The 25,599-nt window shown below is 58.4% G+C and carries 26 protein-coding genes; 14 read left to right on the forward strand and 12 right to left on the reverse strand.

Features of this window, described 5'->3' with window-relative positions:
* The first annotated feature begins 78 nt into the window (after window positions 1–78).
* The 4 genes from GRI38_RS14265 to GRI38_RS04435 all read left to right on the forward strand — a co-directional run bounded on the left by GRI38_RS14265 (window position 79) and on the right by GRI38_RS04435 (window position 3,881).
* Complete coding sequence (locus tag GRI38_RS14265; RefSeq protein ID WP_337191236.1) at window positions 79–792, forward strand: ComF family protein; 714 nt, start codon at window positions 79–81, stop codon at window positions 790–792.
* A 396-nt stretch (window positions 793–1,188) separates the two neighbouring features.
* Complete coding sequence (gene hisI / locus GRI38_RS04425; protein ID WP_337191265.1) at window positions 1,189–1,536, forward strand: phosphoribosyl-AMP cyclohydrolase; 348 nt, start codon at window positions 1,189–1,191, stop codon at window positions 1,534–1,536.
* A gap of 31 nt (window positions 1,537–1,567) precedes the next feature.
* A complete protein-coding gene (locus GRI38_RS04430) occupies window positions 1,568–2,035 on the forward strand; it encodes a MerR family transcriptional regulator (protein ID WP_160681683.1) in 468 nt (155 codons plus the stop codon).
* A gap of 40 nt (window positions 2,036–2,075) precedes the next feature.
* A complete protein-coding gene (locus GRI38_RS04435; RefSeq protein ID WP_160681684.1) occupies window positions 2,076–3,881 on the forward strand; it encodes an acyl-CoA dehydrogenase C-terminal domain-containing protein in 1,806 nt (601 codons plus the stop codon).
* A 53-nt stretch (window positions 3,882–3,934) separates the two neighbouring features.
* Here GRI38_RS04435 and cysK read toward each other — a convergent pair whose 3' ends face one another.
* From cysK to tyrS, 4 genes are all read right to left on the reverse strand, one after another.
* Window positions 3,935–4,855 (reverse strand): cysteine synthase A, encoded by a 921-nt coding sequence (gene cysK / locus GRI38_RS04440; RefSeq protein WP_160681685.1) that lies wholly within the window; start codon window positions 4,853–4,855, stop codon window positions 3,935–3,937.
* Window positions 4,852–6,141: an MFS transporter gene (locus GRI38_RS04445; RefSeq protein WP_160681686.1), complete on the reverse strand. Its 1,290-nt coding sequence runs from the start codon at window positions 6,139–6,141 to the stop codon at window positions 4,852–4,854. Before GRI38_RS04445 ends, cysK begins: the two co-directional genes overlap by 4 nt.
* Window positions 6,142–6,227: 86 nt before the next feature.
* Window positions 6,228–6,566: a PilZ domain-containing protein gene (locus GRI38_RS04450; protein ID WP_160681687.1), complete on the reverse strand. Its 339-nt coding sequence runs from the start codon at window positions 6,564–6,566 to the stop codon at window positions 6,228–6,230.
* 111 nt (window positions 6,567–6,677) lie between these two features.
* The gene (gene tyrS, locus GRI38_RS04455; RefSeq protein WP_160681688.1) at window positions 6,678–7,910 is read right to left on the reverse strand and encodes a tyrosine--tRNA ligase; all 1,233 of its coding nucleotides are present in this window, start codon (window positions 7,908–7,910) and stop codon (window positions 6,678–6,680) included.
* A gap of 134 nt (window positions 7,911–8,044) precedes the next feature.
* On the opposite strand from tyrS, the gene GRI38_RS04460 reads away from it, so the two are divergent.
* Window positions 8,045–8,524, forward strand: coding sequence for a DOMON domain-containing protein (locus GRI38_RS04460; RefSeq protein WP_160681689.1), 480 nt, complete (start codon window positions 8,045–8,047; stop codon window positions 8,522–8,524).
* Entirely contained in the window at window positions 8,521–9,723 is a 1,203-nt protein-coding gene (locus tag GRI38_RS04465) for an exo-beta-N-acetylmuramidase NamZ family protein (RefSeq protein WP_160681690.1), read from the forward strand. The genes GRI38_RS04460 and GRI38_RS04465 overlap by 4 nt, the downstream gene beginning before the upstream one ends.
* Here GRI38_RS04465 and GRI38_RS04470 read toward each other — a convergent pair.
* Both GRI38_RS04470 and GRI38_RS04475 read right to left on the reverse strand, forming a co-directional pair.
* Window positions 9,720–10,568: a DUF817 domain-containing protein gene (locus GRI38_RS04470; RefSeq protein ID WP_160681691.1), complete on the reverse strand. Its 849-nt coding sequence runs from the start codon at window positions 10,566–10,568 to the stop codon at window positions 9,720–9,722. The genes GRI38_RS04465 and GRI38_RS04470 overlap by 4 nt on opposite strands.
* A gap of 170 nt (window positions 10,569–10,738) precedes the next feature.
* The gene (locus GRI38_RS04475; protein WP_160681692.1) at window positions 10,739–11,920 is read right to left on the reverse strand and encodes a vWA domain-containing protein; all 1,182 of its coding nucleotides are present in this window, start codon (window positions 11,918–11,920) and stop codon (window positions 10,739–10,741) included.
* Window positions 11,921–12,115: 195 nt separating this feature from the next.
* On the opposite strand from GRI38_RS04475, the gene GRI38_RS04480 reads away from it, so the two are divergent.
* The 3 genes from GRI38_RS04480 (at window position 12,116) to GRI38_RS04490 (ending at window position 14,752) form a co-directional block, all read left to right on the forward strand.
* Window positions 12,116–12,700, forward strand: coding sequence for a methyl-accepting chemotaxis protein (locus GRI38_RS04480; RefSeq protein WP_160681693.1), 585 nt, complete (start codon window positions 12,116–12,118; stop codon window positions 12,698–12,700).
* On the forward strand, window positions 12,701–13,252 hold the full coding sequence (locus tag GRI38_RS04485; protein ID WP_160681694.1) for a hypothetical protein: 552 nt from the start codon (window positions 12,701–12,703) through the stop codon (window positions 13,250–13,252).
* A gap of 99 nt (window positions 13,253–13,351) precedes the next feature.
* Complete coding sequence (locus tag GRI38_RS04490; RefSeq protein WP_160681695.1) at window positions 13,352–14,752, forward strand: methyl-accepting chemotaxis protein; 1,401 nt, start codon at window positions 13,352–13,354, stop codon at window positions 14,750–14,752.
* A gap of 11 nt (window positions 14,753–14,763) precedes the next feature.
* Here the strand turns inward: GRI38_RS04490 and GRI38_RS04495 are convergent, their stop codons facing one another.
* Entirely contained in the window at window positions 14,764–15,612 is an 849-nt protein-coding gene (locus tag GRI38_RS04495) for an AAA family ATPase (RefSeq protein WP_160681696.1), read from the reverse strand.
* A gap of 133 nt (window positions 15,613–15,745) precedes the next feature.
* Between GRI38_RS04495 and GRI38_RS04500 the strand changes: the two genes are divergently transcribed.
* Window positions 15,746–17,002, forward strand: a complete 1,257-nt coding sequence (locus tag GRI38_RS04500; RefSeq protein ID WP_160681697.1) for a bifunctional alpha/beta hydrolase/OsmC family protein — start codon at window positions 15,746–15,748, stop codon at window positions 17,000–17,002.
* On the opposite strand, the gene GRI38_RS04505 is transcribed toward GRI38_RS04500, so the two are convergent.
* From GRI38_RS04505 to GRI38_RS04515, 3 genes are all read right to left on the reverse strand, one after another.
* On the reverse strand, window positions 16,964–17,341 hold the full coding sequence (locus tag GRI38_RS04505; protein ID WP_160681698.1) for a hypothetical protein: 378 nt from the start codon (window positions 17,339–17,341) through the stop codon (window positions 16,964–16,966). The genes GRI38_RS04500 and GRI38_RS04505 overlap by 39 nt on opposite strands.
* On the reverse strand, window positions 17,334–19,340 hold the full coding sequence (gene parE, locus GRI38_RS04510; protein WP_160681699.1) for a DNA topoisomerase IV subunit B: 2,007 nt from the start codon (window positions 19,338–19,340) through the stop codon (window positions 17,334–17,336). The genes GRI38_RS04505 and parE overlap by 8 nt, the downstream gene beginning before the upstream one ends.
* A gap of 84 nt (window positions 19,341–19,424) precedes the next feature.
* A complete protein-coding gene (locus GRI38_RS04515; protein WP_160681700.1) occupies window positions 19,425–20,588 on the reverse strand; it encodes a penicillin-binding protein activator in 1,164 nt (387 codons plus the stop codon).
* Between the two features lie 86 nt (window positions 20,589–20,674).
* Here GRI38_RS04515 and rsmI point away from each other — a divergent pair, with 86 nt between their 5' ends.
* Genes rsmI through GRI38_RS04535 form a run of 4 tightly spaced genes read left to right on the forward strand, consistent with a single transcriptional unit; the run spans window position 20,675 to window position 23,533 of the window.
* Window positions 20,675–21,523, forward strand: a complete 849-nt coding sequence (gene rsmI, locus GRI38_RS04520) for a 16S rRNA (cytidine(1402)-2'-O)-methyltransferase (RefSeq protein WP_160681701.1) — start codon at window positions 20,675–20,677, stop codon at window positions 21,521–21,523.
* Window positions 21,520–21,888 carry a YraN family protein gene (locus GRI38_RS04525; protein ID WP_160681702.1) on the forward strand — a complete coding sequence of 123 codons (369 nt, stop codon included), beginning with the start codon at window positions 21,520–21,522 and terminating at the stop codon, window positions 21,886–21,888. The genes rsmI and GRI38_RS04525 overlap by 4 nt, the downstream gene beginning before the upstream one ends.
* 16 nt (window positions 21,889–21,904) lie before the next feature.
* Window positions 21,905–22,873, forward strand: coding sequence for a glutathione synthase (gene gshB, locus GRI38_RS04530; RefSeq protein WP_160681703.1), 969 nt, complete (start codon window positions 21,905–21,907; stop codon window positions 22,871–22,873).
* Between the two features lie 54 nt (window positions 22,874–22,927).
* Window positions 22,928–23,533, forward strand: a complete 606-nt coding sequence (locus tag GRI38_RS04535; RefSeq protein ID WP_160681704.1) for a DedA family protein — start codon at window positions 22,928–22,930, stop codon at window positions 23,531–23,533.
* 1 nt (window position 23,534) lies between these two features.
* Here GRI38_RS04535 and GRI38_RS04540 read toward each other — a convergent pair whose 3' ends face one another.
* Together GRI38_RS04540 and hemW are read right to left on the reverse strand one after the other, a co-directional pair.
* Complete coding sequence (locus GRI38_RS04540; RefSeq protein ID WP_160681705.1) at window positions 23,535–24,446, reverse strand: tyrosine recombinase XerC; 912 nt, start codon at window positions 24,444–24,446, stop codon at window positions 23,535–23,537.
* A complete protein-coding gene (gene hemW, locus GRI38_RS04545; protein WP_160681706.1) occupies window positions 24,443–25,594 on the reverse strand; it encodes a radical SAM family heme chaperone HemW in 1,152 nt (383 codons plus the stop codon). Before hemW ends, GRI38_RS04540 begins: the two co-directional genes overlap by 4 nt.
* Window positions 25,595–25,599 lie beyond the last annotated feature (5 nt).

Raw genomic sequence — 25,599 nt, forward strand, 5'->3', positions numbered from 1 at the left:
TTGCTTACCGCGTGCAAGTGATGCATCCCACAGGCGGTGTCGCTAAAATCGGAAATCGTGCGCGGAATCGCGCCAATAGTGGATTTCGTATATCCGCCCCGATGCCCCGCTTGCGGGAGGGCGACGGGTGCCCAGACCGGGCTGTGCACCACGTGCTGGTCCGAACTCGCCGTACCCGGTCATCCCCTGTGTACCCTATGCTCCATTCCCCTTTTCTCGGACGACGCATACGAAGAAGCGATTTGCAGCCAATGCGTCGAAGCGCCACCGCTCCACGATGGCATATTCGCGGCCACCATCTACGACGACGTTTCGCGAAAGCTTATTCTAGCCTTTAAGCATGGGCGCAAAATTGCCTTGGCTCGCTTGCTCGCGCGATTGGTTGTCGCACGCCTGCCGAAAGACGATGTAGCAAGGATCGTGATCCCTGTCCCCCTGCATCGCTGGCGCCTCTGGCAACGAGGTTACAATCAGGCGGCGCTCCTCGCGCAGGAAATTTCACTTGCCGGTCATGGAAGCTGCATGGTGGATGGGCTCATACGCACTCGATCGACACCGCCGCTCGGGAACCTGCCTGGAACACAACGTCGCGACCTGCTTGCTGGAAATATCCGGGTGAAACCTGCCCGTCGCTCTCGGATCGAGAACGCCGACGTCCTGCTCGTGGACGACGTCGTGACGACGGGCGCGACGAATGGCGAATGCGTCCGAGTGTTGAAGGAGGCCGGCGCTAAAAGCGTTATCGTGGGATGCGTAGCGCGGGCAGCTTTCCTCCCCCGAAAGAAACAATGAAAACAAAGCAAAACGCCCGGGACCGTAAGATCCCGGGCGCCGCGTGACGAATATCGTTCGGCCTTTCGGCGAATGCGAAGCCCCCCAGCGATCGCATCGAACGACTATGTCATCGAACTCGAAGGCGCCCGATGTCCCCACTTCGGTCGTCTGCTTCAAGTTTCCCTGAACCCGGCGTCATGCATTGCTTCCCCCGAGCTGGGCTTCCTTGCGAAAGCCGTGACATCTAACTCTCAAATAAATCTTCATTCGCAAAGTGGAGAGAGTAGCCCTGTCCTATTTTGAAATCGCTCTGTTGTTATCAGGCAACAGCGACTAAATGGCCTCGTTGGATATTATCCGCAGCGGAACGGACAGGGCCGTGAAAAAGAGGATCGAACCATCGACAATACGGAAATCAGTTCGGATTTGAAATTGAAGCGGGACCAGGCCGGACTCGTCGTAGCTGTCATTCAGGATGCTCAGACGAGGGACATCTTGATGGTCGGCTACATGAATGACGAAGCGTTCGAAAAGACGCGGTCTACAGGCCTCGTCCATTTCTTCTCCCGGTCGCGCCAGAAGCTATGGTGTAAGGGTGAGACCTCTGGAAACACGCTCGCCGTCGAATCCGTGCGACTGGACTGCGATCAGGATGCCATACTCGTTCTCGCGACGCCCGCCGGGCCGACCTGTCATACCGGTGCCACGAGTTGCTTCTTCAGGGAACTGGACGGTGACGCTCTCGTAACAGTCAAGACTTGACGTTTACGTAAGGGAACTGTATCGAGCGGTCATGGCTTCTCGAAATCTTGCATCAGTCAAAAGCGAAGGTTCGACCGGCAAGCAAGAGCGCGGCCCGCATGCCGGGGCGCATCTTGAACGGCCCGACGAATTGTCTCGAGAGCAATATGCGATATCGGACCTGACGAAAGAATTCGACTGTACGGCCCGGGCGCTTCGCTTTTACGAGGATGAAGGGCTGATTGCTCCGACCCGCGTCGGCCTGACCAGGATATATTCGAAGAGGGATCGTGCGCGCCTCGCCTGGATCATGCGCGCGAAGAACGTCGGATTCAGCCTTACGGAGATCAAGGAGATGATCGATCTCTACGATCTGGATGATGGGCGGACCGAACAGCGTCGTGTGACGATCGAGCGCTGCGAAGCACATATTGCGAAGCTCAAGAACCAGCGTGACGACATCGACAGCGCCATCTCCGAACTCGACGACTTCGTCGACCGCATCAAGAGCCTGATGTAGCCGACTTGAGAATAATTCCCCTTTCCCCAAAGGACATCAAATGCCGATTTACACCGCACCGACCAAGGATGCTCGTTTCATCATCAACGACGTTCTGAACCTTGCAAGCTACAACAATCTCGATGGCTTCGAGCAAGCGACGGATGACATGATCGAAGCCGTCGTCAATGAAGCGGGCAAGTTCACCGCAGAAGTGCTCGCGCCCCTCAATCCCGTTGGGGACGAGAAGGGCTGCGTCCGCCATGAAGACGGGTCGGTCACAACGCCCGAAGGCTTCAAGGAAGCATTCGAGCAATATCGGGAGAGCGGTTGGGGCACGGTGGCAGCTCCTGAAGAATTTGGCGGACAGGGATTGCCCCATGTACTCGGTTTCGCGGTCGAGGAGTTCATGTCGACGGCGAACATGGCTTTCGCCATGTATCCCGGACTTACGACCGGAGCGATCTCCGCACTCATCGCCGCTGGCTCCGAGGAGCAGAAGCAGAAATACGTGCCGAACATGATATCGGGCAAATGGCTCGGAACGATGAACCTGACCGAACCGCACTGCGGGACCGATTTGGGCCTGATCCGCACCAAAGCGGAACCCCAGGCTGATGGCTCCTACGCCATCACCGGAACCAAGATTTTTATTTCCGCAGGCGAGCACGACCTGACGGAAAACATCATTCACCTCGTTCTTGCCAAGACGCCGGGTGCGCCCGACAGTTCGAAGGGTATCTCCCTGTTCGTTGTTCCCAAGGTTTTGGTCAACGACGATGGATCGCTCGGCGAGCGTAATGGCGTGACTTGTGGCTCGATCGAGGAGAAGATGGGGATCCACGGCAATGCGACCTGCGTCCTCAATTACGATGGCGCGAAGGGCTGGATGGTCGGCGAGGAAAACCGCGGTCTGGCTGCGATGTTCGTGATGATGAACGCCGCCCGTCTCGGTGTCGGAATTCAGGGCTTGAGCCAGGCGGAGGTCGCTTATCAGAACGCCGTCGCCTACGCGCTCGATCGGCGGCAGGGGCGGGCGTTGACCGGTCCTGCCGACCCAGAGGCACAAGCTGACCCCATCTTTGTTCATCCCGACGTTCGCCGCATGCTCATGGACGGCAAGGCCTTTACCGAAGGGATGCGCGCCTTGTGCCTTTGGGGTGCCTTGCAGGTGGATCTGACGCATCGCGGCGCGACCGAAGAAGACCGCGAACGGGCTGATACTCTCATCAGCCTGCTGACGCCTGTCATCAAGGGCTATGGCACCGATAAGGGCTACGAAGTCGCGACCAACATGCAGCAGGTGTTCGGCGGTCACGGTTACGTGCGCGAATGGGGCGTCGAGCAATATGTCCGCGATGCCCGGATCGCCATGATTTACGAGGGAACGAACGGCGTTCAGGCGATGGACCTGTGCGGTCGGAAGCTTGCGCAGAAGGGCGGTGCGGCCATTCAAGCGTTCTTTGCCATGTGCGACGAGGAAATCGCAGCCGCCAAGGACGACGAACGCCTGGCCGGTCTGGCGGATGCGCTGGACAAGGCACTAGGTCAGCAAAAGGCTGCGACCATGTGGTTCATGCAGAACGCCATGCAGAACCCGAACAATTTGGGGGCAGGCGCGCACCACTACATGCACATCATGGGGATCGTGACGATCGGACTGATGTGGCTGAAGATGGCGAAGGTCGCGCAGGCGAAACTCGCCGAAGGTACGCAGGACGAAGCGTTCTACGAAACCAAGGTGGCAACGGCGCAATACTACATGGATCGGTTCTTGCCCGACGTCGGCGCGCTGCGCCGCAAGCTGGAAGCGGGCAGCGGCAGTCTGATGGCGCTGGACGAGGACTGTTTTGCGACTGCCGCCTGATTTTGCAAAATGACAATGAAAGGGCCGCAATCTGCGGCCCTTTTTTCCATCGATCAGCTTTCTGGAAGAAAATCCGGAACGGACAGGTAACGCTCTCCGGTGTCGTAGTTGAAGCCGAGAATCCGCTTTCCTGCATCGATTTCGGGCAGCTTCTTCTTGATCGCCGCGAGCGTGGCGCCGCTCGAAATACCGACGAGCATTCCCTCTTCCGAAGCACATCGCCGCGCCATTTCCTTCGCATCTTCGGGATCGACGGTAATTGCGCCATCGATCGCGTCGGTATGCAAATTCTCCGGGATGAACCCGGCCCCGATGCCCTGGATCGGGTGTGGACCGGGCTGGCCACCGGAAATGACGGGAGAGCCCTCGGGTTCGACGGCATAGGCCCTCAGGTTCGCCCAATGGCGTTTCATCTCTTCCGCACAGCCCGTGATGTGCCCGCCGGTTCCGACGCCAGTGATCATCACGTCGATCGGCGTATCAGCGAAGTCTGCAATGATCTCTTGAGCCGTGGTGCGAACATGGACCTCGAAATTCGCGGGGTTGTCGAACTGTGCGGCCATCCATGCACCTTCGGTTTGGGAAACGAGTTCGCTTGCGCGCTCGATCGCACCTTTCATGCCCTTGGTCTTGTCCGTCAGATCGAACGTGGCCCCATAGGCGAGCATCAGGCGGCGGCGCTCGATCGACATGCTTTCTGGCATGACAAGGACCAGCTTGTAGCCTTTGACGGCGGCGACCATAGCCAGGCCGATCCCGGTATTGCCGCTGGTCGGCTCGATGATCGTGCCCCCCGGCTTTAGCTTTCCCGATTTTTCAGCATCCTCGACCATGGCGAGGGCGATCCGATCCTTGATCGATCCGCCCGGATTGCTGCGCTCGGACTTGATCCACACTTCGTGATCCGGGAACATCCGCCCCAGCCTGATATGGGGCGTATTTCCTATGGTGGCGAGTATTGTGTCGGCTTTCACGCTGTCTTCTCCGTTGTTCTTTTCGTTTCCTCGTCCTGTAACGCTTCAGGAGGGTCAAAGGTATGGGTGGTTCGCAAGACAGGGAAGACCCTCGTCCATAGTGCGACTGTGACGATGGCTCCCACACCGCCGGAAACGACCGCCAGAACTGGCCCGATGAGGAAAGCGAGCGAACCGGAAAAAAAGTCGCCGAACTCGTTCGAGGCTGAAATGGTAAGCATGGAGACGCTCGATACGCGGCCTCGCTTATCGTCCGGCGTATGAAGTTGGATCAGCGACTGGCGAATATAGACAGAGAACATATCTGCCGCCCCGACGAGGAATAGCATCACGAGCGAGAACGGCATGGATTTCGACAGGCCAAATCCGATGGTGGCAAGACCGAAGGCCGCAACCGCCAGAAGCATTTTCGGACCGACATAGGTTTTGAGAGGATTGAACGAAAACCAGAGAGCAGTAAGCGCCGCACCGACCGCTGGAGCCATCGCGAGTTGTGCGAGGCCGGTTTCTCCTACTTGCAGGATGTCGCGCGCATAGACGGGGAAAAGGGCGGTAGCACCGGCCAGAAAAACGGCGAAAAGATCGAGGGTAATCGCCCCCAAAACCATCTTGTTATGGACGACGTATTTCAGACCCTCGACGATTTGTCCGATCGGCCGCTGACTTCCGGCAATCGGCGTCCGCGGCACCTGACCTATGAACCCCAGCGATATCGCCGCAAGCAGAAATAGGACGGAAGCCGCCACATAGGGCAGGGAGGGGAAGATCGCATAAAGATAACCGCCAATTGCCGGGCCGACGATCATGCCGCTTTGCCAGGCAATGGACGAGAGAGCGATGGCGTTCGGCAATATCTCCTTGGGAACGAGATTCGGTGCTAGCGCCGACAGGGCAGGGCCGTTGAACGCCCGTACGATGCCGAGAATTATCGCGACGACGAACAGCACCGCGAGGGAGATTGTGCCGAAATAGGTAAACAACGCCAAAGCGATCGCGCAACCAAGTTGCAGGAGAATGGTCAATTGCCCGATCATGCGACGGTGAAACCGGTCCGCCGCCAATCCTGAGAAAGGCGTCAAAAGGAAGAGCGGAACGAATTGCAGGAGGCCAATCAGCGCGAGTTGACCGGACGCTTCTCCCACGCTCATCCCGCCGTCGCGCGCAATATTATAGGTTTGCCAACCGATGATCAGCATCATCGCGTATTGGCCCAGCGTCATCGCAAGGCGTGCGATCCAGTAAGCGCGGAAATTGGCTATCGAGAAAGGGGAGACGGGTCTTTCCACGCACCGCCAATGGCAGCGCTCAGGTCATTTGCAAAGCCGTTTGTTACGAACGCTCGTTAGCGGCTTGCCGCGCGTTTCTCAGCCGATCAGCGCGGTCGCCGAAGGCGAGGGTTAGGCTGCAACGTGTTGATCATGGAAAGGAAGTCATCCTGCCTGAGGATACGTTCGAACTGAAAGCCCGCACGATTGTCGCGGGTCCAGATGACATAGGCTTCGATACGCCCGATGATTGGCAGCCGGATGATAACCCGGTCACCGCGAGCAAGACCGTCAGCATCGTCGACCATGAAACCGTGAGCCGAGATGTTGACGACATGCATTTCGAGATCGCCGGACCGATGATGCTCGGCAATGACCGGATAATCCACGGGATGCCGTGCCACGCGGCGCAGTTCGGTAACGCTCAATTGTGCTCCCGCACCCATCTTGTTCAACCCTTCGATCTCATGTCGGATAAGACCAGATGAGCGAAAAAGGCTGATATTTGGTAAACGCGCCGTAGAGAATTGCCCTTCCGCTTAGCGAGTTGATCAAGCCTACACCCCGCGCAGAACCGCGTGCTTCTTCTTTCCGAGGCTCAGCTTGATCTGCTCGCCCGGTGACAACTCGATTAGTTGGCCAGCTTCGGACACGACCTCGCCGTCGAGCTTGACGGCACCCTCCGATATTTTGCGTTTTGCTTCCCCGTTCGACGCAGAGAACCCAAGTTCCGTCAGCACCGCATTCACGCGCGCCCCTTCGCGAGAAATGTGCAGGGTTGGCAGATCGGCTCCGGAACCGCCCGCAGCAAACGTTTCGGTAGCGGTGCGTTCCGCCGCATCCGCAGCGGCCTTTCCGCGGACGAGTGTCGTCACCTCGTTCGCTAGCACCACCTTGGCCTCGTTGATCTCGCTGCCTTCGAGCGCTTCCAAGCGCCGTATCTCTTCCAAGGAGACATCAGTGAAGAGACGAAGAAAGCGTCCAACGTCCCGATCGTCCGTATTGCGCCAATATTGCCAGAAGTCGTAAGCTGGCAACCGGTCCTCGTTCAGCCAGACAGCACCCGACACCGACTTGCCCATTTTCTGCCCGTCCGCTCGCGTCAAGAGAGGGGCTGTCACGCCAAACAGTTCGCGACCGTCGAGACGTCGGGCCAATTCGATCCCGTTGACGATATTGCCCCACTGGTCGCTCCCGCCGAGTTGCAGGCGGCAATCGTGATCGCGGGCCAGTTTGACGAAATCGTATGCCTGCATGATCATGTAATTGAATTCGAGGAACGTCAGCGGTTGCTCTCGTTCGAGGCGGGTCTTGACGGAATCGAAGGCCAGCATTCGGTTGATCGTGAAATGAGGTCCTACATCGCGTAACAGTTCGATGTAGCCCAATTCGCTCAGCCACTTGTCGTTGTCGATCAATAAAGCGCCGGTTTCGCTATCGTCGAAGCGCAGGATCTGTTCGAAGCTGGTGCGGATGGAAGCGATATTCTCGGACAGTGTTTGTTCGGTCAACATCTGCCGCGTTTCGTCGCGGCCCGAGGGGTCGCCGACTTTCGCGGTGCCGCCGCCCATGATCACGATCGGACGATGACCGGCCTGCTGAACTCGCTTGAGAAGCATGATCGAGGCGAGGTTGCCGACATGCAGCGACGAGGCCGTCGGATCGAACCCGACATAGGCAGTGATGATTTTTTCGCACGCGAGTTTGTCCAGTCCCTCGGCATCGGTTGCCTGATGGATGTGACCGCGTTCTTCGAGCAAACGCATCAATTCGGATTTGTACTCTTGCATAGCGCTTGCCGTTAGAAAGATTTGCGAGCCGATGGAAGGGCGGAAACATCGGTACCCTTGCGAGTGACGAGGCATTGCGCGATAGGCGAACCATGAGAAAGCTTGTCCTTCATCCGGATTGCGCTGACGGACCGGTGTCGGGCATCGAGGCCGAGCTTCATCCTACTCCTACGGGTTGCCGTGCAGCTTTCGTAATTGCCGGAGCCTTCGACAACCTGGTCATTCCGGGCAGGGAAACGCCGACGCGACGGGACGAATTGTGGCGAACGACATGCTGCGAGATTTTCTGGCAGCCCAAAGCCGACACCTCCTACCGCGAGATTAATTTATCGCCTTCAACATGCTGGGCCGCTTATGATTTTGCGGACTATCGTGCAAAGCGGCAAGACGCTGCGTTGGATCGGATTGTCGTCTGGTCGGAACGCGCTGAAGACTCCCTGACCTTGAAGGCAGAAATAGAGGGGATTTTCAAGTTGCCGGCATCTATCGGTTTATCGACAGTGATCGAAGAAAGTGATGGTCGAATGCAGTATTGGGCGCTCGCCTTTCCGGAAGGTCCGCCGGACTTCCACCGCGCAAGCTCGCGCAGATTGCATGTGGCGGGGCGGCTATGAGCGTTGCATTCGGAATTGACCGCCTGCTGGACGACGCTGCGTTGAGAAAGCCGCTCGAAGGACGACGGGTAGCCTTGATCGCTCATCCGGCAAGCGTCACTGCCAGCCTCACCCATTCCCTCGATGCACTTGTTGCTGCTGGGCTGAATGTTTCGAGCGCTTTTGGCCCTCAGCATGGTCTGAAGGGCGACAAGCAGGACAATATGGTGGAGACCGCCGACGAAACCGATCCGCACTACGGCATCCCCGTTTTCAGCCTCTATGGCGAAGTGCGCCGACCGACCGGGCAAATGATTTCGAGCGCCGATGTCTTCCTGTTCGATCTGCAGGATCTGGGTTGCCGCATCTACACTTTCGTCACGACGCTGCTCTATTTACTAGAAGAAGCGGCAAAATACGGCAAAAGCGTGTGGGTTCTCGATCGACCCAATCCCGCCGGACGTCCGGTCGAAGGAACGCTGCTGCTACCAGGTAATGAGAGCTTCGTCGGGGCCGCCCCTATGCCCATGCGGCATGGTCTGACGATGGGCGAGATGGGGCATTGGTTCATCGAACATTTCGGCCTCGACGTTGATTATCGGGTCATCGAAATGGAAGGCTGGAAGCCGGACGGAGACGGCCATGGCTGGCCGCGCAACCGCGTCTGGATCAATCCCTCGCCGAATGCTGCGAACGTCAACATGGCGCGCGCGTACGCGGGTACGGTAATGCTCGAAGGAACGACATTGAGCGAGGGGCGGGGGACGACCCGCCCCTTGGAAGTGCTGTTCGGCGCACCCGTCATCGACGCCAAAGCTGTCTTGAACGAAATGCGTAAAGTGGCCCCCAATTGGTTGGAGGGCTGCGCCTTGCGTGAATGCTGGTTCGAACCGACCTTTCACAAGCATGCAGGCAAGCTTTGCAACGGGCTAATGATCCACGCGGAAGGACCCTTCTACCAGCACCATTCCTTCAAACCCTGGCGCTTGCAGGCTTTGGCATTCAAGGCAATCCGAACCCTTTATCCCGACTACGAGATTTGGCGCGACTTCCCATACGAATACGAGTTGGAGCGTTTGGCGATCGACGTCATCAATGCCGGCCCTTCCTTACGCGAATGGGTTGACGATGCGGCGGCCCGGCCGGACGATCTCGATCGTATCGCCTCGCGCGATGAGCTTGCTTGGCGCCAAACGATAAAGCAGCATCTTCTATACTAATCTGATCTTTCGATCGGCTGCACTAGTGAAACTAAGACGAAGCTGATCAGCATGAGCAGATACCAGCTCCCCAATTTTGCCAGACTAACCATGCGCCATTCGCCGCTTTGATCGGGATAGGTCCAGGCGTTGGCGAATGTCCCGATATTCTCGGCCCCCCAAATGAACAGGGCAACAAGGAAAAATCCGAGCAACAGGGGCATCCAGCGATGATCCTGCCAGATGCGAAAGTGGACTCGTGTCCGAAAGAACAGCAGCGCGGTCGTTATGAACAAAATTAGGCGGGTATCAGGCAACCAGTGGTGTGCGAAGAAGTTCACGTAGATCGCAGCGGCCAGCAACCATGTCGCCCAGCGCGCGGGATAGCGAGTAAAACGGAAGTCGAAAATGCGCCAAACTCGCGCAATGTAGCTGCCGACAGCTGCGTACATGAAACCGGAAAACAGCGGCACTTCGCCAATTTTCAGAATTGCAGGTTCCGGATAGATCCACGAACCCACGGCTGTCTTGAACAACTCCATGACGGTTCCGACGATGTGGAAGACGAGGATTACCTTGGCTTCGCGGAACGTTTCGAGCCGGAACGCGAGCATTCCCGCCTGTATTGCAACGGCGGCGAGGGTAAGAAAATCGTAGCGATGGAGTAGCGCATTTTCGGGATAAAACAGATACGTCGCTAGCAAGAGGGCGAGCATCAGGGCTCCGAACAGGCAAGCCCACCCTTGTTTGAACCCGAACAAAAAGAACTCGTAAATCCAAAGCCGCCAGCCCCCTCCGGGATCGTAGTCTTCGAGCCGGGCACGGATGGCAGCGAAGCGGGAATTCCGGCGATAACGTTGCGCCATTGCCGTTCAATTCCGCACGAACTTAGATTTCAAGTCCAGGGACGCTTATTTTTCGCCGAATCTTGGGCAAGGCGAACCTATTCGTCGTCTTCGAACCAGAGTCCTCAGACGCCTCGCCTATTCTTGTCCGCGGCGACAAGGCCGAGAGATCGAGGAACGAGTCATTCATCCTATCCCTGTTTTCGGCTCAGTTCCCGCATGGCATCGTCCAGTCCGTCGAGCGTGAGCGGGTACATCCGGTCAGCAAGCAGTTGCCGGATCATCTTCGTCGATTGCGAATAATTCCATTGCTTCTCGGGGACCGGGTTGAGCCACACGGTTCCTGGATAGGTGTTGGTCAGACGCTGCAACCATACGCTGCCGGCTTCCTCGTTCATATGCTCGACGCTGCCGCCCGGGTGCGTGATTTCATAGGGGCTCATCGCGGCATCTCCGACCAGGACGACCTTGTAGTCGTGACCGTATTTGTGAAGGATGTCCCAGGTTTTCGTGCGTTCCTGCCAACGGCGACGATTGTCCTTCCAAACGCCCTCGTAAAGGCAGTTGTGAAAGTAGAAAAATTCGAGGTTCTTGAACTCGGACGTGGCCGCGCTGAACAGTTCCTCGACCAGCTTGATAAATGGGTCCATCGAGCCGCCGACATCGAGGAAAAGAAGGAGCTTGACCGCATTACGCCGTTCGGCGCGCAAGTGAATGTCGAGCCAGCCCTGTTTGGCAGTTCCTTCGATCGTCGCGTCGATGTCGAGCTGGTCCTGCGCGCCCTCACGAGCAAAACGGCGCAACCGACGAAGGGCCATCTTGATGTTTCGCGTACCGAGTTCGCGGGTGTTATCGAGGTTCTTAAAATCCCGCTTTTCCCAGACCTTGATGGCGCGCTTGTGTTTGCTTTCTCCGCCGATCCGCACGCCTTCCGGATTGTAGCCCGAATGTCCGAAGGGGGAAGTTCCGCCGGTACCGATCCACTTGTTGCCGCCCTGATGGCGTTCCTTCTGTTCTTCGAGCCGTTTTTTCAGCGTGTCCATGATCTCGTCCCAGTCGCCCAAGGATTTGATCTTTTTCATCTCCTCTTCGGAAAGGAATTTTTCCGCAACGGCCTTCAGCCAGTCTTCGGGTATCTCGACGGGGTTTTGACCGTAGTCGGAAAACACGCCTTTGAAGACCTTGTTGAATACCTGGTCGAAGCGGTCGAGCATGCCTTCGTCCTTCACGAAGGTCGCCCGGCTAAGATAGTAGAATGCTTCGGGCGTCTGTTCGATGACATCCCTGTCGAGCGCCTCCAGCAGGGTCAGATGTTCCTTGAAGGACGCGCCAATGCCGGCATCACGTAACTCGTCGACGAAATTATAGAACATAGGTCGTCGGACTAGCGCAACGCCCGCAATCTGCAAAGCCGCGAGGCCAATTACCATATGTTAACCCTGTTATTATTAGACAGAGTAATAAATTGAGAGGGATGACGTGAACGCGCTTGTCAATCAGTTGGATTTTGCGGTCGACGAAGAGCGCCTGCGCGCCTTACCCGAAAGTTGCGGCCAGGTTGCAGTATCTTGCTCGCAGGTCTCGGGCATTATCGAGGGTGTGCGGACATCCTCGACCTCGTCGATACGCTGTCGTCTCACGTCACCGGGTTCGCCGCAGCTATGGAACAGGTCAAGCGCTGCTCGAGCGATACCGAGGAACTGGCGGATCGAACCAACATCCTCGCGCTCAACGCCAACATCGAGGCCATGCGGGCAGGCGAGGCTGGCCGAACCTTTGCCGTAGTGGCGAACGAGGTAAAAAGCCTCGCCGGCCAGACACGAAGCGCCACCAGCGAAATAGGTGCGGTCATCGACAATTTGTCGCACGAGGCAGGCAAGGTGATTGAGCGGATCGAAATCGGGGCCGAAGTGAGCAGCGCGGCAAAAAGCTCGGTCGACAGCATTAACACGACCATCGTCGATGTGGTCGCTATCGTGGAAGAGGTCGATCAGCAGAACGAACAAATAACGCGCTCGACCAGCACGATCAGCGGTCACGTTTATCGCGTCCGCGACGTGCTCGACAAATTTGCTGATAAGGCGGAGGAAAGCGAACGCAATCTGGAAATGGCGCACGATCATGTCGGAAACCTTGAGCTTACCGCGTGCTAGATGTTCGATACGCTCGTTCATGCAGGCCTCTCGCGCAGCGACAGCGAACTCGTAATCTTTGCCACAGGTGAAGCGCATAAGGCGATGGAACTTGCGGATAATGCTATCGCGCAGAACAAGATCGCAACGGCTGACTTCTTCGACCGCCATTATCAGCCCATACACGGTAGCAACCCCGAGTGTTTTACTACTGCGCTGACGCCGTGGGCTGACGCGAATTGGCAGCCGGTTCTCGACGCGATCGTCGCTTCGGATAGCCGCATCGGTTCAGCCGTTTTCGTCGACGAAAACGGCCATCTTCCGACCCATATGAGCCTCTATGCGAAACCCCCGTCAGGCGATGTGGCGCATGACACCCTTTACTCGCGCAAGGGGCGCATCTTTGCGACACCGATCAATTTGAAGGCAGGCCAGTCGCGCGCCGAGTACATGACCTCGGTTTATCGCCGTGATGATGAGAACGCCGACTATATCGTATGGCGCAGTGTTTACATTCCCATCAACATTGGAGGCCGCCGCTGGGGGAATTTGCAGATTTCCTACCAGCTTTGATCTGACGGTTTTGTTCGAGCAGCGGGGGATCCTTAACTTCGCAGTTACCAGTTTACCCTATTGAGCTGACTGGGTTTTCTAAACAGGGTCAGCTATCTCATGAAAATGCAACCGCTTGCGAAATTCGATCCAAATTCGATCAGTCGAATTCCGGAGCTGTGCGGCGATGTCGCCGTCAAATGCTCGGACGTGGCGGGCGTCGTAGGCGGTGTAATCGACGCCTCGGCAAGCTTACGCTCGCGCTATCACGATCTCGAAGGCACGATCCGTGAACTGGAAGATGACCAGGCCCGGGTCAATGAAGCGAGCGACGAAGCGCGCCTCCTTTCACGCCGGGCGATGGAACGGCTCGAGACGGCGACCGGCCAGATCGAGGGATCTCTGCGCGATATCTCCGCGCTGCTGGAATTGGTCGATGCGCTTTCGACGCATATCACAGGCTTTGCCTCAGCGATGGAACAGGTGAAGCGCTGCTCCAAGGACATCGAGGAAATTGCCGACACCACCAACATACTCGCGCTTAACGCAACGATCGAGGCTACGCGTGCCGGCACTGCCGGTCGCGCGTTTGCAGTCGTTGCCGGCGAAGTGAAGTCGCTCGCCAGCGAAACGCGCAAGGCAACCGAAGAAATTGGTTCGGTCATCGACACGCTCGAAGGCGAGGCATCGCTGGTAATCGGTCGCATCGAGGCTGGATCCAAAGTCAGCAGCCATGCGAAGAGTTCGGTCAGCAAGATCGATACGACGATTTCCGATGTCGCCAGTATCGTACGTGAGGTCGATAACCAGAACGAGCAGATCACGCGTTCGACCGGAACGATCGGCCAGCGCGTCGATGCCATGCGGCACGCCTTCACCAATTTTGGTGCGATCTCGCGCGAGAACGAGAAGCAGCTGAACGACGCACAGGAAAGCATCTTGGAGCTCGAACTCGATGCCAGCACGATGTTCGACGAGGTGGTGAAAGGGGACCTCTCCCCTGATGACAGCCTCATGGTGACAAAAGCGCAAGGCATCGCGGTCGAACTTCAGCGTTATACGGAAGAGGCAATCGCGCGGGGCACGCTTTCAGAGCAAGCGCTGTTCGACCGGGATTATGTCCTCGTTCCAAACACCAATCCGAAGCTTTACCGCACACGCCTTTCCGATTGGGCGAACAAGCACTGGCAGCCATTTCTCGACAATACGAAAGCAAGCGATCCGCGGATCATCGCCGCGGCTTGCACCGATCAAAACGGCTTCTTGCCGACGCACCTGTCTTCGATGTCGCGTACGCCCACCGGTGACCTTGCCCATGATACCGCGTTCTGCCGCAACGGTCGCATCTTGCTCGAAGCGATCGATGCCAAGGCGAAGGCAAGCACAAGCCCGTTCATGATGGCAGTGTACCGGCAGGAAGGCGACGGCACATCCTACAACGTCGTGCGTAACGTATACATCCCGCTATTTGTAAACGGACGCCGCTGGGGCGACTTCGAGATCGCCTACTGCTTCGACTGAGCGCGCGTCGCTCAACTTTGGCGGCGCGCCATGAATGCAAGGCGTTCGAACATCATCACGTCCTGCTCGTTCTTGAGCAGCGCACCGTGCAGCGGCGGGATGGCGTTGTTAGGATTTTGGTCCTGCAACGTTTCCAGCGGCATATCCTCGTTCAAAAGGAGCTTGAGCCAGTCGAGCAACTCGCTGGTGGAAGGCTTCTTCTTCAAGCCCGGAACCTCGCGAAGTTCGTAGAAAACGTCCATTGCCTTGGTAACGAGCGTCTTTTGGATGTCGGGGAAGTGGACGTCGATAATGTCCCGCATTGTCTCGCGGTCGGGAAACTTGATGTAGTGGAAGAAGCAGCGGCGCAGGAACGCGTCAGGCAATTCCTTTTCGTTGTTCGACGTTATGACCACGATCGGTCGTTCTTTGGCGGTGATCGTCTCGTGAGTTTCGTAAACATCGAAACTCATTCGGTCGAGTTCCTGCAGGAGGTCGTTCGGAAACTCGATATCCGCCTTGTCGATTTCGTCGATGAGAAGCACGGGCAAATGTTCGGACGTGAAGGCTTCCCAGAGCTTGCCCTTCTTGATGTAATTGCTGATGTCATGGACGCGCTCGTCACCCAGCTGACCATCGCGCAGCCGCGCAACGGCATCATATTCATATAGGCCCTGTTGCGCCTTCGTCGTCGACTTCACGTTCCACTCGATCAGCGGAGCACCGACTGCCTTGGCAATCTCGTGCGCGAGGACCGTCTTTCCCGTTCCCGGTTCGCCCTTGACGAGCAGCGGGCGGCGAAGGGTCACCGCCGCGTTGACGGCCACCTTGAGATCGTCGGTCGCGATATAGTCTTCCGTGCCTTCGAAACGCTGTTCCATCGAGTATCCTTCAGCAACTCATTTGGCTGAGCGATAGGAAACTGGCCATTGAAGAGCAAGGGGCAGGGCGCTTCCTCGTTTGCCAGACAGCGGTCCTTCGCCCTACGGCACCACGAAAGGAGACAAACTGCTTATGCCGACGGAACGGATCTCGATTACGACGAACGAAGGACATGAGCTGTCCGGGGCGCTTGAACTTCCGACGGGTCATCTGCGTGGCGCTGCCCTGTTCGCTCACTGCTTTACCTGTACCAAGGGAAGCAAGGGCGCAGTCGCGCTGTCCAGAAAGCTCGCTCGGTTGGGCATTGCGACATTGCGGTTCGATTTTACCGGCCTCGGCAGTAGCGAAGGCGAATTCGGGCGTGCGGGCTTTGCCAGCGACGTTGCCGACATCGTTGCTTCGGCGCGCTATCTGGTCGACCGGTTCGCGAGAAATATCCTTCTCATCGGTCACAGCCTCGGCGGCGCCGCAGTCCTTGCAGCCGCACAGGAGATCGAGCGCATAGCAGGTATTGCAACGATCGGCGCACCGTCAGACGTGCCGCATGTTCTTGCGAATATCGAGGGCGACCTCAAGGCAATCGAGCGCGAAGGAATCGGCGATGTCACCATCGGAGGGCGGAAGTTCTCGCTGAGCCGTGAATTCATCGACCGAGCCCGCGAGGCGAAGCTGATGGAGCGGGTTCGCTTACTTCGCGAACCATTGCTTATCCTCCACTCCCCAGCCGATGCCGTGGTCGGGATTGAGAATGCTGGAAATCTTTTCAGTGAGGCCAAGCATCCGAAAAGTTTCGTCAGTTTGGACGGAGCGGACCATCTGCTTCTCGATCAACAGGATGCCGAATTCGCAGCGACGATCATTGCCGCTTGGGCAGATCGCTATCTGCCGGAAAGCGAGGATGACATGTTTCCGGAGGAAGGCATCGTCGCGCGGCTAGGTTTTGGAAAGTTCGGAACCGAGATATTCACCCAATCGCATCGCTTCGTTGCCGACGAGCCCGAAAGCTATGGCGGCGACGATACGGGGCCAACACCCTACGACCTGCTGAACGCAGCCTTGGGCAGTTGCACCGCGATGACGATGAAGATGTATGCCGATCGCAAGGGGCTGCCGCTTGAGCGGGTTATCGTCCGCGTCACGCATGAACGCGACCATGGTAAGTCTTGCCAGCATGGCGAGGCAATGGAAGCGGAGGAAGGAATGCAGGCTTTGCACCGCAGCATCGTTATAGAAGGCGACGACCTAAGCGAACAGGACCGCGCCAAACTGATGACGATTGCGGACAAATGCCCGGTTCACAAGACGTTGGAAGGCGTCCTGCACATTCATACTGATTGCGCGCCGAGCGCTTCACGCGAACAGTCCGAGACCGGTAATTCCCAAAAATAACAGCAAGGTAAGTATTGTCGCCCAGCGCCAGCCCGCACCCGCTCCCGCCATGCCCTTCGCCCAGACATAGCGGCATATGACAGCGGTGACGAGCGCAGCCAGAATCAACGCGATCCAGGCAGACAGACCTAGGACGCTCAGCGCGACGAACGCAACGGCCGGTTGCGCAATCGCTTGCAGGACGAGGGCTCCGCCGAACCAGACGATAGGAATGGGGCGATAGGCAGCGTCGCTGGCATACCAGTCCGGCAAGGCCGTATCGGCTCTCGCTATACGCCGATCGCCTGCCATGATGTCGCCCTCTTCAGGCTCGTGGAAGGCTTCTCCCTCCTCACGCATCGATCATTTCGCGGTCTACTTCGCCCGCGCGGTTCTGAATGAAATTGAACCGGTGTTCCGGGTTTCGGCCCATCAGTTGATCGACCAGTTCCTTCACGACCGCGCGATGCTCGAACTCGCTCGGCAGAGTGATGCGAATGAGCGAACGCGTTTCCGGGTTCATCGTCGTTTCGCGTAACTGCGACGGGTTCATTTCGCCGAGACCCTTGAACCGCCCGACTTCAACCTTCTTGCCCTTGAAAACGGTCGCTTCGAGTTCCGCGCGATGCGCATCGTCCCTCGCATAGCGACTCTCCTTGCCGGCCGTCAGTCGGTAGAGCGGCGGTTGCGCGAGATACAAATGCCCCTTGCGGACGATATCCGGCATTTCCTGAAAGAAATAGGTCATTAAAAGTGTCGCAATATGGGCGCCGTCGACATCGGCGTCCGTCATGATGATGATCCGGTCGTAGCGGAGGTTTTCCGCGTCGCATTCCTTACGCGTTCCGCAACCGAGCGCGAGCGTCAGGTCGGCAATCTCGCTATTAGCTCGGATCTTGTCGCTTGTTGCACTCGCGACGTTCAGGATCTTGCCGCGGATAGGCAGAATTGCCTGCGTTTTGCGGTTGCGCGCCTGCTTCGCGCTGCCACCAGCGGAATCGCCCTCGACGATAAAGAGTTCGGTCTCGCCATCCCCTTCGCCCGAACAGTCCGTCAGCTTCCCTGGCAATCGGAGTTTCTTGGCATTCGTCGCGCTCTTGCGCTTGATCTCGCGCTCCTGCTTACGCCGTAGTCGCTCGTCCATGCGCTCCATGATCTGGCCGAGCAGGGCTTTTCCGCGATCCATGTTGTCCGCGAGAAAATGATCGAAATGATCACGCATGGCATTCTCGACGAGCCGCACCGCATCGGGCGAAGTCAGCCGATCCTTCGTCTGGCTTTGGAATTGCGGATCGCGAATGAAGACCGAGAGCATGACTTCCGCGCCGTTCATGACGTCGTCCGCCGTAATATCCTTTGCCTTCTTCTGTCCGACGAGGTCGCCGAAGGAGCGCAGTCCCTTAGTCAAGGCGGCACGCAACCCTTGCTCATGCGTACCGCCGTCCGGAGTCGGGACCGTATTGCAGTACCAACTTGTCGAGCCATCGGAGAAAAGCGGCCACGCGATGGCCCATTCGACCCTTCCTTGCGTCGCCCCTGCATCGTTCTCGGGAAACTCCTGGTTTCCGGCGAAGGGCTGGGCGGTCACGCATTCGCGGCCGTCAATCTGTTCGGCAAGATGATCGGCAAGCCCGCCCGGAAACTTGAAGGTGGCTTCTTCCGGCACGTCGTCGCCTGCAAGGCTGGCCGCGCATTTCCAACGTATCTCGACCCCGGCAAACAGATAGGCCTTGGAGCGTGCAAGTTTGAACAACCGTTTGGGTTTGAATGCACGGTCACCGAAGATTTCCGGGTCGGGCGTAAAAGCGACCGAGGTTCCGCGACGATTGGGCGTCGGACCCAAATGTTCGAGCTTCCCTTTAGTTTCGCCGCGCGAAAATTCCTGAGCGTAGAGTTGCTTGTCGCGAGCAACCTCGACCCGCGTATCGATCGACAAAGCGTTCACGACGCTGACGCCGACGCCGTGCAACCCGCCGCTCGTGGCGTAAGCCTTGCCGGAGAACTTGCCCCCCGAATGAAGCGTTGAAAGGATTACTTCCAGGGTGGACTTACCGGGATATTTGGGATGCTCGTCCACGGGAATGCCGCGTCCGTTGTCGGTTACGATCAAACGTCCGGCGGTACCATGGGGCCCTTCCTGCAATTCCATCTCGATGCGATTGGCATAACCTGCAACCGCTTCGTCCATTGCATTATCGAGCACTTCCGCGGCGAGATGATGCAGTGCGCGGTCGTCCGTTCCGCCGATGTACATTCCGGGCCGCCGACGAACGGGCTCAAGCCCCTCCAGAACTTCGATAGACGAAGCATCGTAGCCGGAATTGTCGGGCGGGGGATTTTCGAACAGATCCTTGGACATGCTTTGTTCTATATGGGCGGAGACAGGCGTGCGGCAACCGAAGGGCTGCGCAATTTCCCCCGTTTCCAGCGGCTCTCCGAAAGGTTAGTCGTCGAATTTCGTCGGAGCGGGCGAAACGATCGTAACGCGTCCGTTCTCGATCTTGCGCACTTCGAGCGCGCGCTCTGCGACGCCGCTTCGCCCGAAGCGGAACGGTCCATCCACCCCGATGAATCCGCCGTCCTGACGAAGCATCGAAGTGGGAAAGTCGCGTCCCACGCGCCAGTCGTTCGATATGCGCAGCGTCAGAAGCACCGCGTCATAGCCAAGCCGACCGATCCGATAAGGTGCATTGCCGAACCGCGCTTCATAAGCATTTGCGAAGGTCTGATAGCGGGCGTCCGAAACAGCCGAGAAGATCGCGCCGTCGAGCGATCTGGTCTGGGCGATACCGGCCTCGCCGCTCCACAACTCGGTGCCAATGATCTGGGTCGGCGTACCGCGCCCGGCGATCTCATTCGCTGCGCGCGCGGCGAGACGTGGACCTTCGGCGATCAGCAAGGCATCAAAGCCGCCAGCCTGTGCCACGCGCTGGGCGGCACTGACGATGGAAGTATTGTTGCGCTGATAATCTTCTTCAGCGACGATGTTGCCGCCGACTCCGCGGACGCTCGTTTCGAATGCAGCTTCTGCGCGCTCTCCGTAATCGCCGTCGGGGATGATTGCTGCGAAGCTGTTGGCTCCGTTCGCATCCGCATAGCGCACCGAGCGCTCGATGCTTTGCTCCGGGACGTGCCCCATGACGAAGACATTCCCGCCTGCAACCGCCGCATCGTTGCTGAACGTGATGACCGGAACGTCGCGTGACCGGGCAATATCGGCCACGACGCCGACATTCTCGCGGATCAGCGGGCCGAGAATGAGCTTGTTGCCGTCGGCGACCGCTCGCCGCGCCGCTTCGGCGGCGCCGCTCGCCGTGTCGTATGTCGTTATCCGAAGGTTCGAAGCGTTGGTATCGAGCAGCGCCATCGTCGTAGCATTGGCCAGGGTCTGACCGACCGGGGCATTCTCACCGCTCATCGGAACGAGGAGCGCAACGCGATGCCGTGTTTCGTCCTCCGGCAGCACTTCTTCCGTCGGACCGGCGGTGGGCGCAGGAGTTGGCGCGGGCGGGGCAGTAGTGGTCTTGGGCACGACTTGGCAGCCCGCCAGAACGATTGTCGCGCCGGCGATAGCGAAAACGCGCCTCGAAAAAGTGATGCCCGACATTTGCACTGCTTCCCTTATTCAACCGGCTTGGGCGGATCCCGCGACAAGCCTTCCCATTCAATTGATTCTCGGCCAAGGAAGCGCGCGTGACAAGTGCAGAAACGCCTTCCGACAGTCTCGAGCCGGGTCTGTACATCGTGGCGGTGCCGATTGGCAATCTCGGCGACATCACCTTGCGTGCCGTCGACGTCCTCAAGCGCTGCGACATCGTGGCGTGCGAGGATACGCGTGTCGCGGGCAAGCTTCTGAAGCATCTGGGACTTCGAAAGAAGCTGTGGCGCTACGACGATCACAGCGACGAGGAAGCTCGGGAAAGGCTTGTTGCCATGGCGGGACAGCAGGCGATCGCGCTGACAAGCGATGCAGGAACTCCGATAGTTTCGGACCCTGGTTTTCGGCTCGTGAGATCGATGCAGGACGCAGGTGTTTTCGTCACGAGCCTGCCAGGCGCCTGTGCAGCGGTGACCGCTCTTACGCTTTCAGGACTGCCGAACGACCGTTTCCTTTTTGCCGGTTTCCTTCCCAATCGCGAGAAGGCCCGCAGCGAAACGCTTGCCGACCTCGCGCAAATCGACGCAACGCTGATTTTCTATGAGACCGCACCTCGACTGGTCGCATCGCTCACCGCGATTGCCGACCTTATGGGTGATCGAACCGTCGCGGTCGCTCGCGAGCTGACCAAACTGCATGAGGAATGTCGCCGGGGAACGGCGGTGTCTCTTGCAGAGCATTACCGCGAAAAGCCTCCGAGGGGCGAAATCGTGCTGCTTGTTGCTCCTCCGTCGGAGCGGGCAATTGACGATGATGAAACCGACCGGTTGCTGGTCGAAGCGATGCGCGAACTTAAACCGTCGAAGGCCGCTGCCCAAGTCGCGAAAGAAAGCGGCCGGGACCGCAAGGCGCTCTATGCGCGCGCCTTGGAACTGAAAGAATGAAGATCGCTCGTCCGGAAAGACGCCGGCGCGCGGAACTGGAGGGAAGGGCGGCTGAACGAGAAGCTGCCAACTGGTTCGCTGCACAGGGATGGTCGCTGGTCGGCGAACGGGTCAAGACGAAGCTTGGCGAAATCGATCTCGTCCTGCGCCGCGAGGGGACGGTCGTCTTCGTAGAGGTCAAGTGGCGCAAGTCGGCGGCAGATCTCGACTTGGCGATCGACGAACGCCGTCTGGCACGCGTAGCGGCAGCGGTAGAAGCGGTCGCCCACGAATACGCCGAACCTCACGAAGACATTCGTATCGACGTCATCCTTCTTGCGCCGGGCGTCAAGCCGCGTCACATCGCCAATGCCTGGCAACCCTGAAACCGAAAGAAGCACGATGGCCTTGCGCATAGCCGTTCAAATGGATCCCCTGGAAACGATCAACATCGCCGGAGACTCGAGTTTCGCACTTATGATGGCCGCACAGGATCGGGGCCACGAGATTTATCATTATGATGTCGAGACACTTTCGTGGGAGAGCGACGATACGCTTTCCGGAAAGCTCTGGGCGCACGGACGCCGGGTCGAGGTCCGACGTGTCGAAGGCGACCATTTCGAAGCCGGCGAAATGCAGATGCTCGATCTGGCACAAGACATCGATGTGGTGCTCATGCGGCAGGATCCTCCCTTCGATCTCGGCTACATCACTGCCGCCTTCCTGCTCGACCGCCTCAAGGGCACCACGCTGGTCGTCAACGATCCGCGGGAAGTCGTGAACGCGCCCGAAAAAATGTTCGTGCTCGACTATGCGCGGTTCATGCCGCCGACCCTCATTGCCAGAAACCTGGACGACGTGCGCCGGTTTCAGAAGGAACATGGCGCGATCGTCGTGAAACCGCTGCACGGCAACGGCGGAAAAGCGATCTTCAAGATCGAAGAGGACGGAACGAATCTGTCTGCTCTTTTCGAACTGTTCGACCGGACCTGGCCCGAAGCCCACATGATTCAGAAATTTCTTCCCGAGGTCAGCGCGGGCGACAAGCGCATCGTTCTCATCGACGGCGAATTCGCTGGAGCGATCAACCGCAAGCCCGGCGAAGGCGAGTTCCGCTCCAATCTCGCTCAAGGCGGCTATGCAGAGGCAGCCGAACTTACCAAGCGGGAGAAAGAAATCTGCACGGCGATGGGCCCGGAACTCAAGCGGCGCGGCCTGACCTTCGTGGGTATCGACGTAATCGGGGGCAAATGGCTGACGGAGATCAATGTCACGTCTCCGACAGGTATCGTCGCCATTGATCGTTATAATGGAACCGACAGCGCAGGGGCCATCTGGGATTCGATCGAGCGGCGACACGCGCAGATGTAAGGCTTATCCCTGAAAGCCTGCGGACCGTTCGCGTCGTTCCCGCGTTCAGGTCGCATGGATGAGCTCATCGTCGAATTCATCAGTCGCCTCGGTTATCTCGGGGTCGCAATCCTGATGATGCTGGAAAACATTTTTCCGCCCATGCCCTCGGAAGCGATCATGGGGGCCAGCGCGCTGGCAATCGATCGCGGTCAATTTTCGTACTGGCCATTGCTCGCTTTTGCGACCGCGGGAACCGTGGCGGGCAATTACGTCTGGTTCTGGATCGGTCACAAATGGGGCTATGAGCGAATGAGACCATTCATCGACCGGTTCGGTCGCTGGCTCACGATGGAATGGGAGGATGTCGAGCGAGCATCCGAATTCTTCCGCAAACACGGCCACTGGGTCGTATTCGTGCTGCGCGCGACACCGGTGATGCGCACAATGATCTCGCTGCCCGCCGGGCTGTCGCATATGAACATCTGGAAGTTTCTGATCTTCACGACAGCGGGCGCCGCTCTCTGGAACGTGATACTTATCGCAGGTACACAATGGCTCGCACGAACATTCGACAATAGCGACAACGTCGTCAGCGTCGTAATCATCGCGACGATCGTGCTGTCGGTCGGCGGTTATATCTGGCGATTCGTAACCTGGAAACCGCGCGCCAAGCGGTGAGCTAGTCGACCGGATCGATGCGTTCGCGGGGATGGGCGGAGCGATATGTATCGAGCAACATCGCGCTATCGACCTTCGTATAGATCTGCGTCGAGCCAAGGCTCGCATGGCCCAGCAATTCCTGAATCGAGCGAAGGTCGGTTCCAGCGCCCAGCAAATGCGACGCGAAGCTGTGCCGCAACGCATGGGGCGTCGCAGTAGTCGGAAGACCGAGCGCGATGCGGGCTCGCGCCACCGCCTTTTGCACCATGCCCTGGGAGAGGCGGCCTCCCTTGGCTCCGCGAAACAGGGGCATTCCGCGTTCGACCGGGAAAGGGGACGCGTCGCAATAGCTCGCAACGGCTTCGCGCACGGGCGCGAGGATCGGAACGATGCGCTCATTGCCCCCCTTGCCCGAAATGCGAAGAGCATCATCGAGAGGCACATCGTCGCCATTGAGCGACAAGGCCTCGGCGATGCGAAGACCTGCTCCGTACAGCAAATAGAGGACTGCGCGGTCACGCTTGCCAGTCCAGCTTTCCGCATCGGCCACGAGGTCCGCGAGCGCTATCGCCTCGTCTGGAGTAACCGGCCGCGGCAGTCCTTTCTTTATTTTCGGACCGCGCAATCTCGGCGCGGCTTCGTCGCCGACGCCGGCTCGTGTCCGGGCGAAAGCCAGAAAGGTCTTCAACGCAGACATTTCCCTCGCCGCGGAACTATTTTCAATTCCCTCTGAACGGCGATAGGCGAGAAACGCGCGAATGTCCCGGGCTTCGATCGAGGCGACTTCGTGCCAGGAGTTCGCATTTCGAAAGTCGAGAAGCCGTCCGGCGGTGGCAAGATAGGCCCGGATCGTATGCGGCGAAAACCGCCTCCCTTCCCCAAGATGCGCGCGCCATTCGGCAAGGAAGTCGGCTTTCGCCTGATCGCTCATGCCGCGACCAAATCGTCAGCGACCAGTTCCTGCAACAGGCTGTTGAGGATCGGCATGGCCCGCCGGGTCGCCATGATGCGCGTTCCGTCTCGCTCGACAAAACCGTGCGCTCGATAACGCTCGAAATTTGCCCGATCGATCATGGTGCTCTCCGCCAGTTGAAAACGCCGGGAGAGAGCCTCCAAATCGACCCCTTCGCGAAGTCTTAGCCCCATCAGCAACGCTTCGGTCGCTTGCTCGTGGCGGGGAAGGGCGCGTTGCTCTGCAGTCCCGTGCCCGTATTCGCGCACCGAGGTCAGCCAATTCTCGGGCTTCTTGTGCCTCACCGTAGCGCAGCCGCCACGGCGTCCATGTGCCCCCGGACCAATTCCGACGTAATCCTGATAGCGCCAATAGGTGAGGTTATGCCTACTCTCTTCGCCTGGCGCGGCATGGTTACTGATCTCATATGCCGGAAGGTCGGCGGCTCTCGTCAGTTCGTCGGTCAGCGCGAACATATCCGCGCAGGCATCGTCATCCAGCGGAACCAGCCTGCCACGACGCTGCTCCGTCGCGAACCGCGTTCCGGGCTCGATCGTCAGCTGATAAAGCGACAAATGTTGCGTTCCGAAGGAGAGAGCGCGAACGAGTTCATCGCGCCAGGCGTCCAGTGTTTGTCCGGGCCGCGCATAGATGAGGTCGAAGCTGACCCGCGGGAAATGACTTTGCGCAACGTCCAGCGCCCGCAAACCTTGCTCGGCATCATGCTCCCTGCCAAGGAACAGCAGCGCTTCGTCGTCCAAGGACTGAATTCCGAGGGAGACGCGATTGATGCCGGCTACCGCGAGATTGGCCAGTTTTGCAGTTTCGACCGAAGTCGGATTGGCTTCCAGAGCGATTTCGATCTGCTCGGCAAACCCCCATAGTCGCTCGGCCTCGCTCAGCAGCGCAGAAACCAGCGCGGGTGGCATGAGGCTGGGTGTCCCTCCACCGAAAAAGATGCTCGATAGCGGTTCACCGCCAGCACGCTCAGCTTCATACGCCATGTCGCGCAACAGGGCTTCCTGCCATGCGTCGTGGTCGACGGATGCGCGAACATGGCTGTTGAAATCGCAATATGGGCATTTCGACAGGCAAAAAGGCCAATGGATGTAGAGTGCTCGAGCCATCGCGA

Source organism: Parapontixanthobacter aurantiacus, assembly GCF_009827635.1.
Lineage (GTDB): Bacteria > Pseudomonadota > Alphaproteobacteria > Sphingomonadales > Sphingomonadaceae > Parapontixanthobacter > Parapontixanthobacter aurantiacus.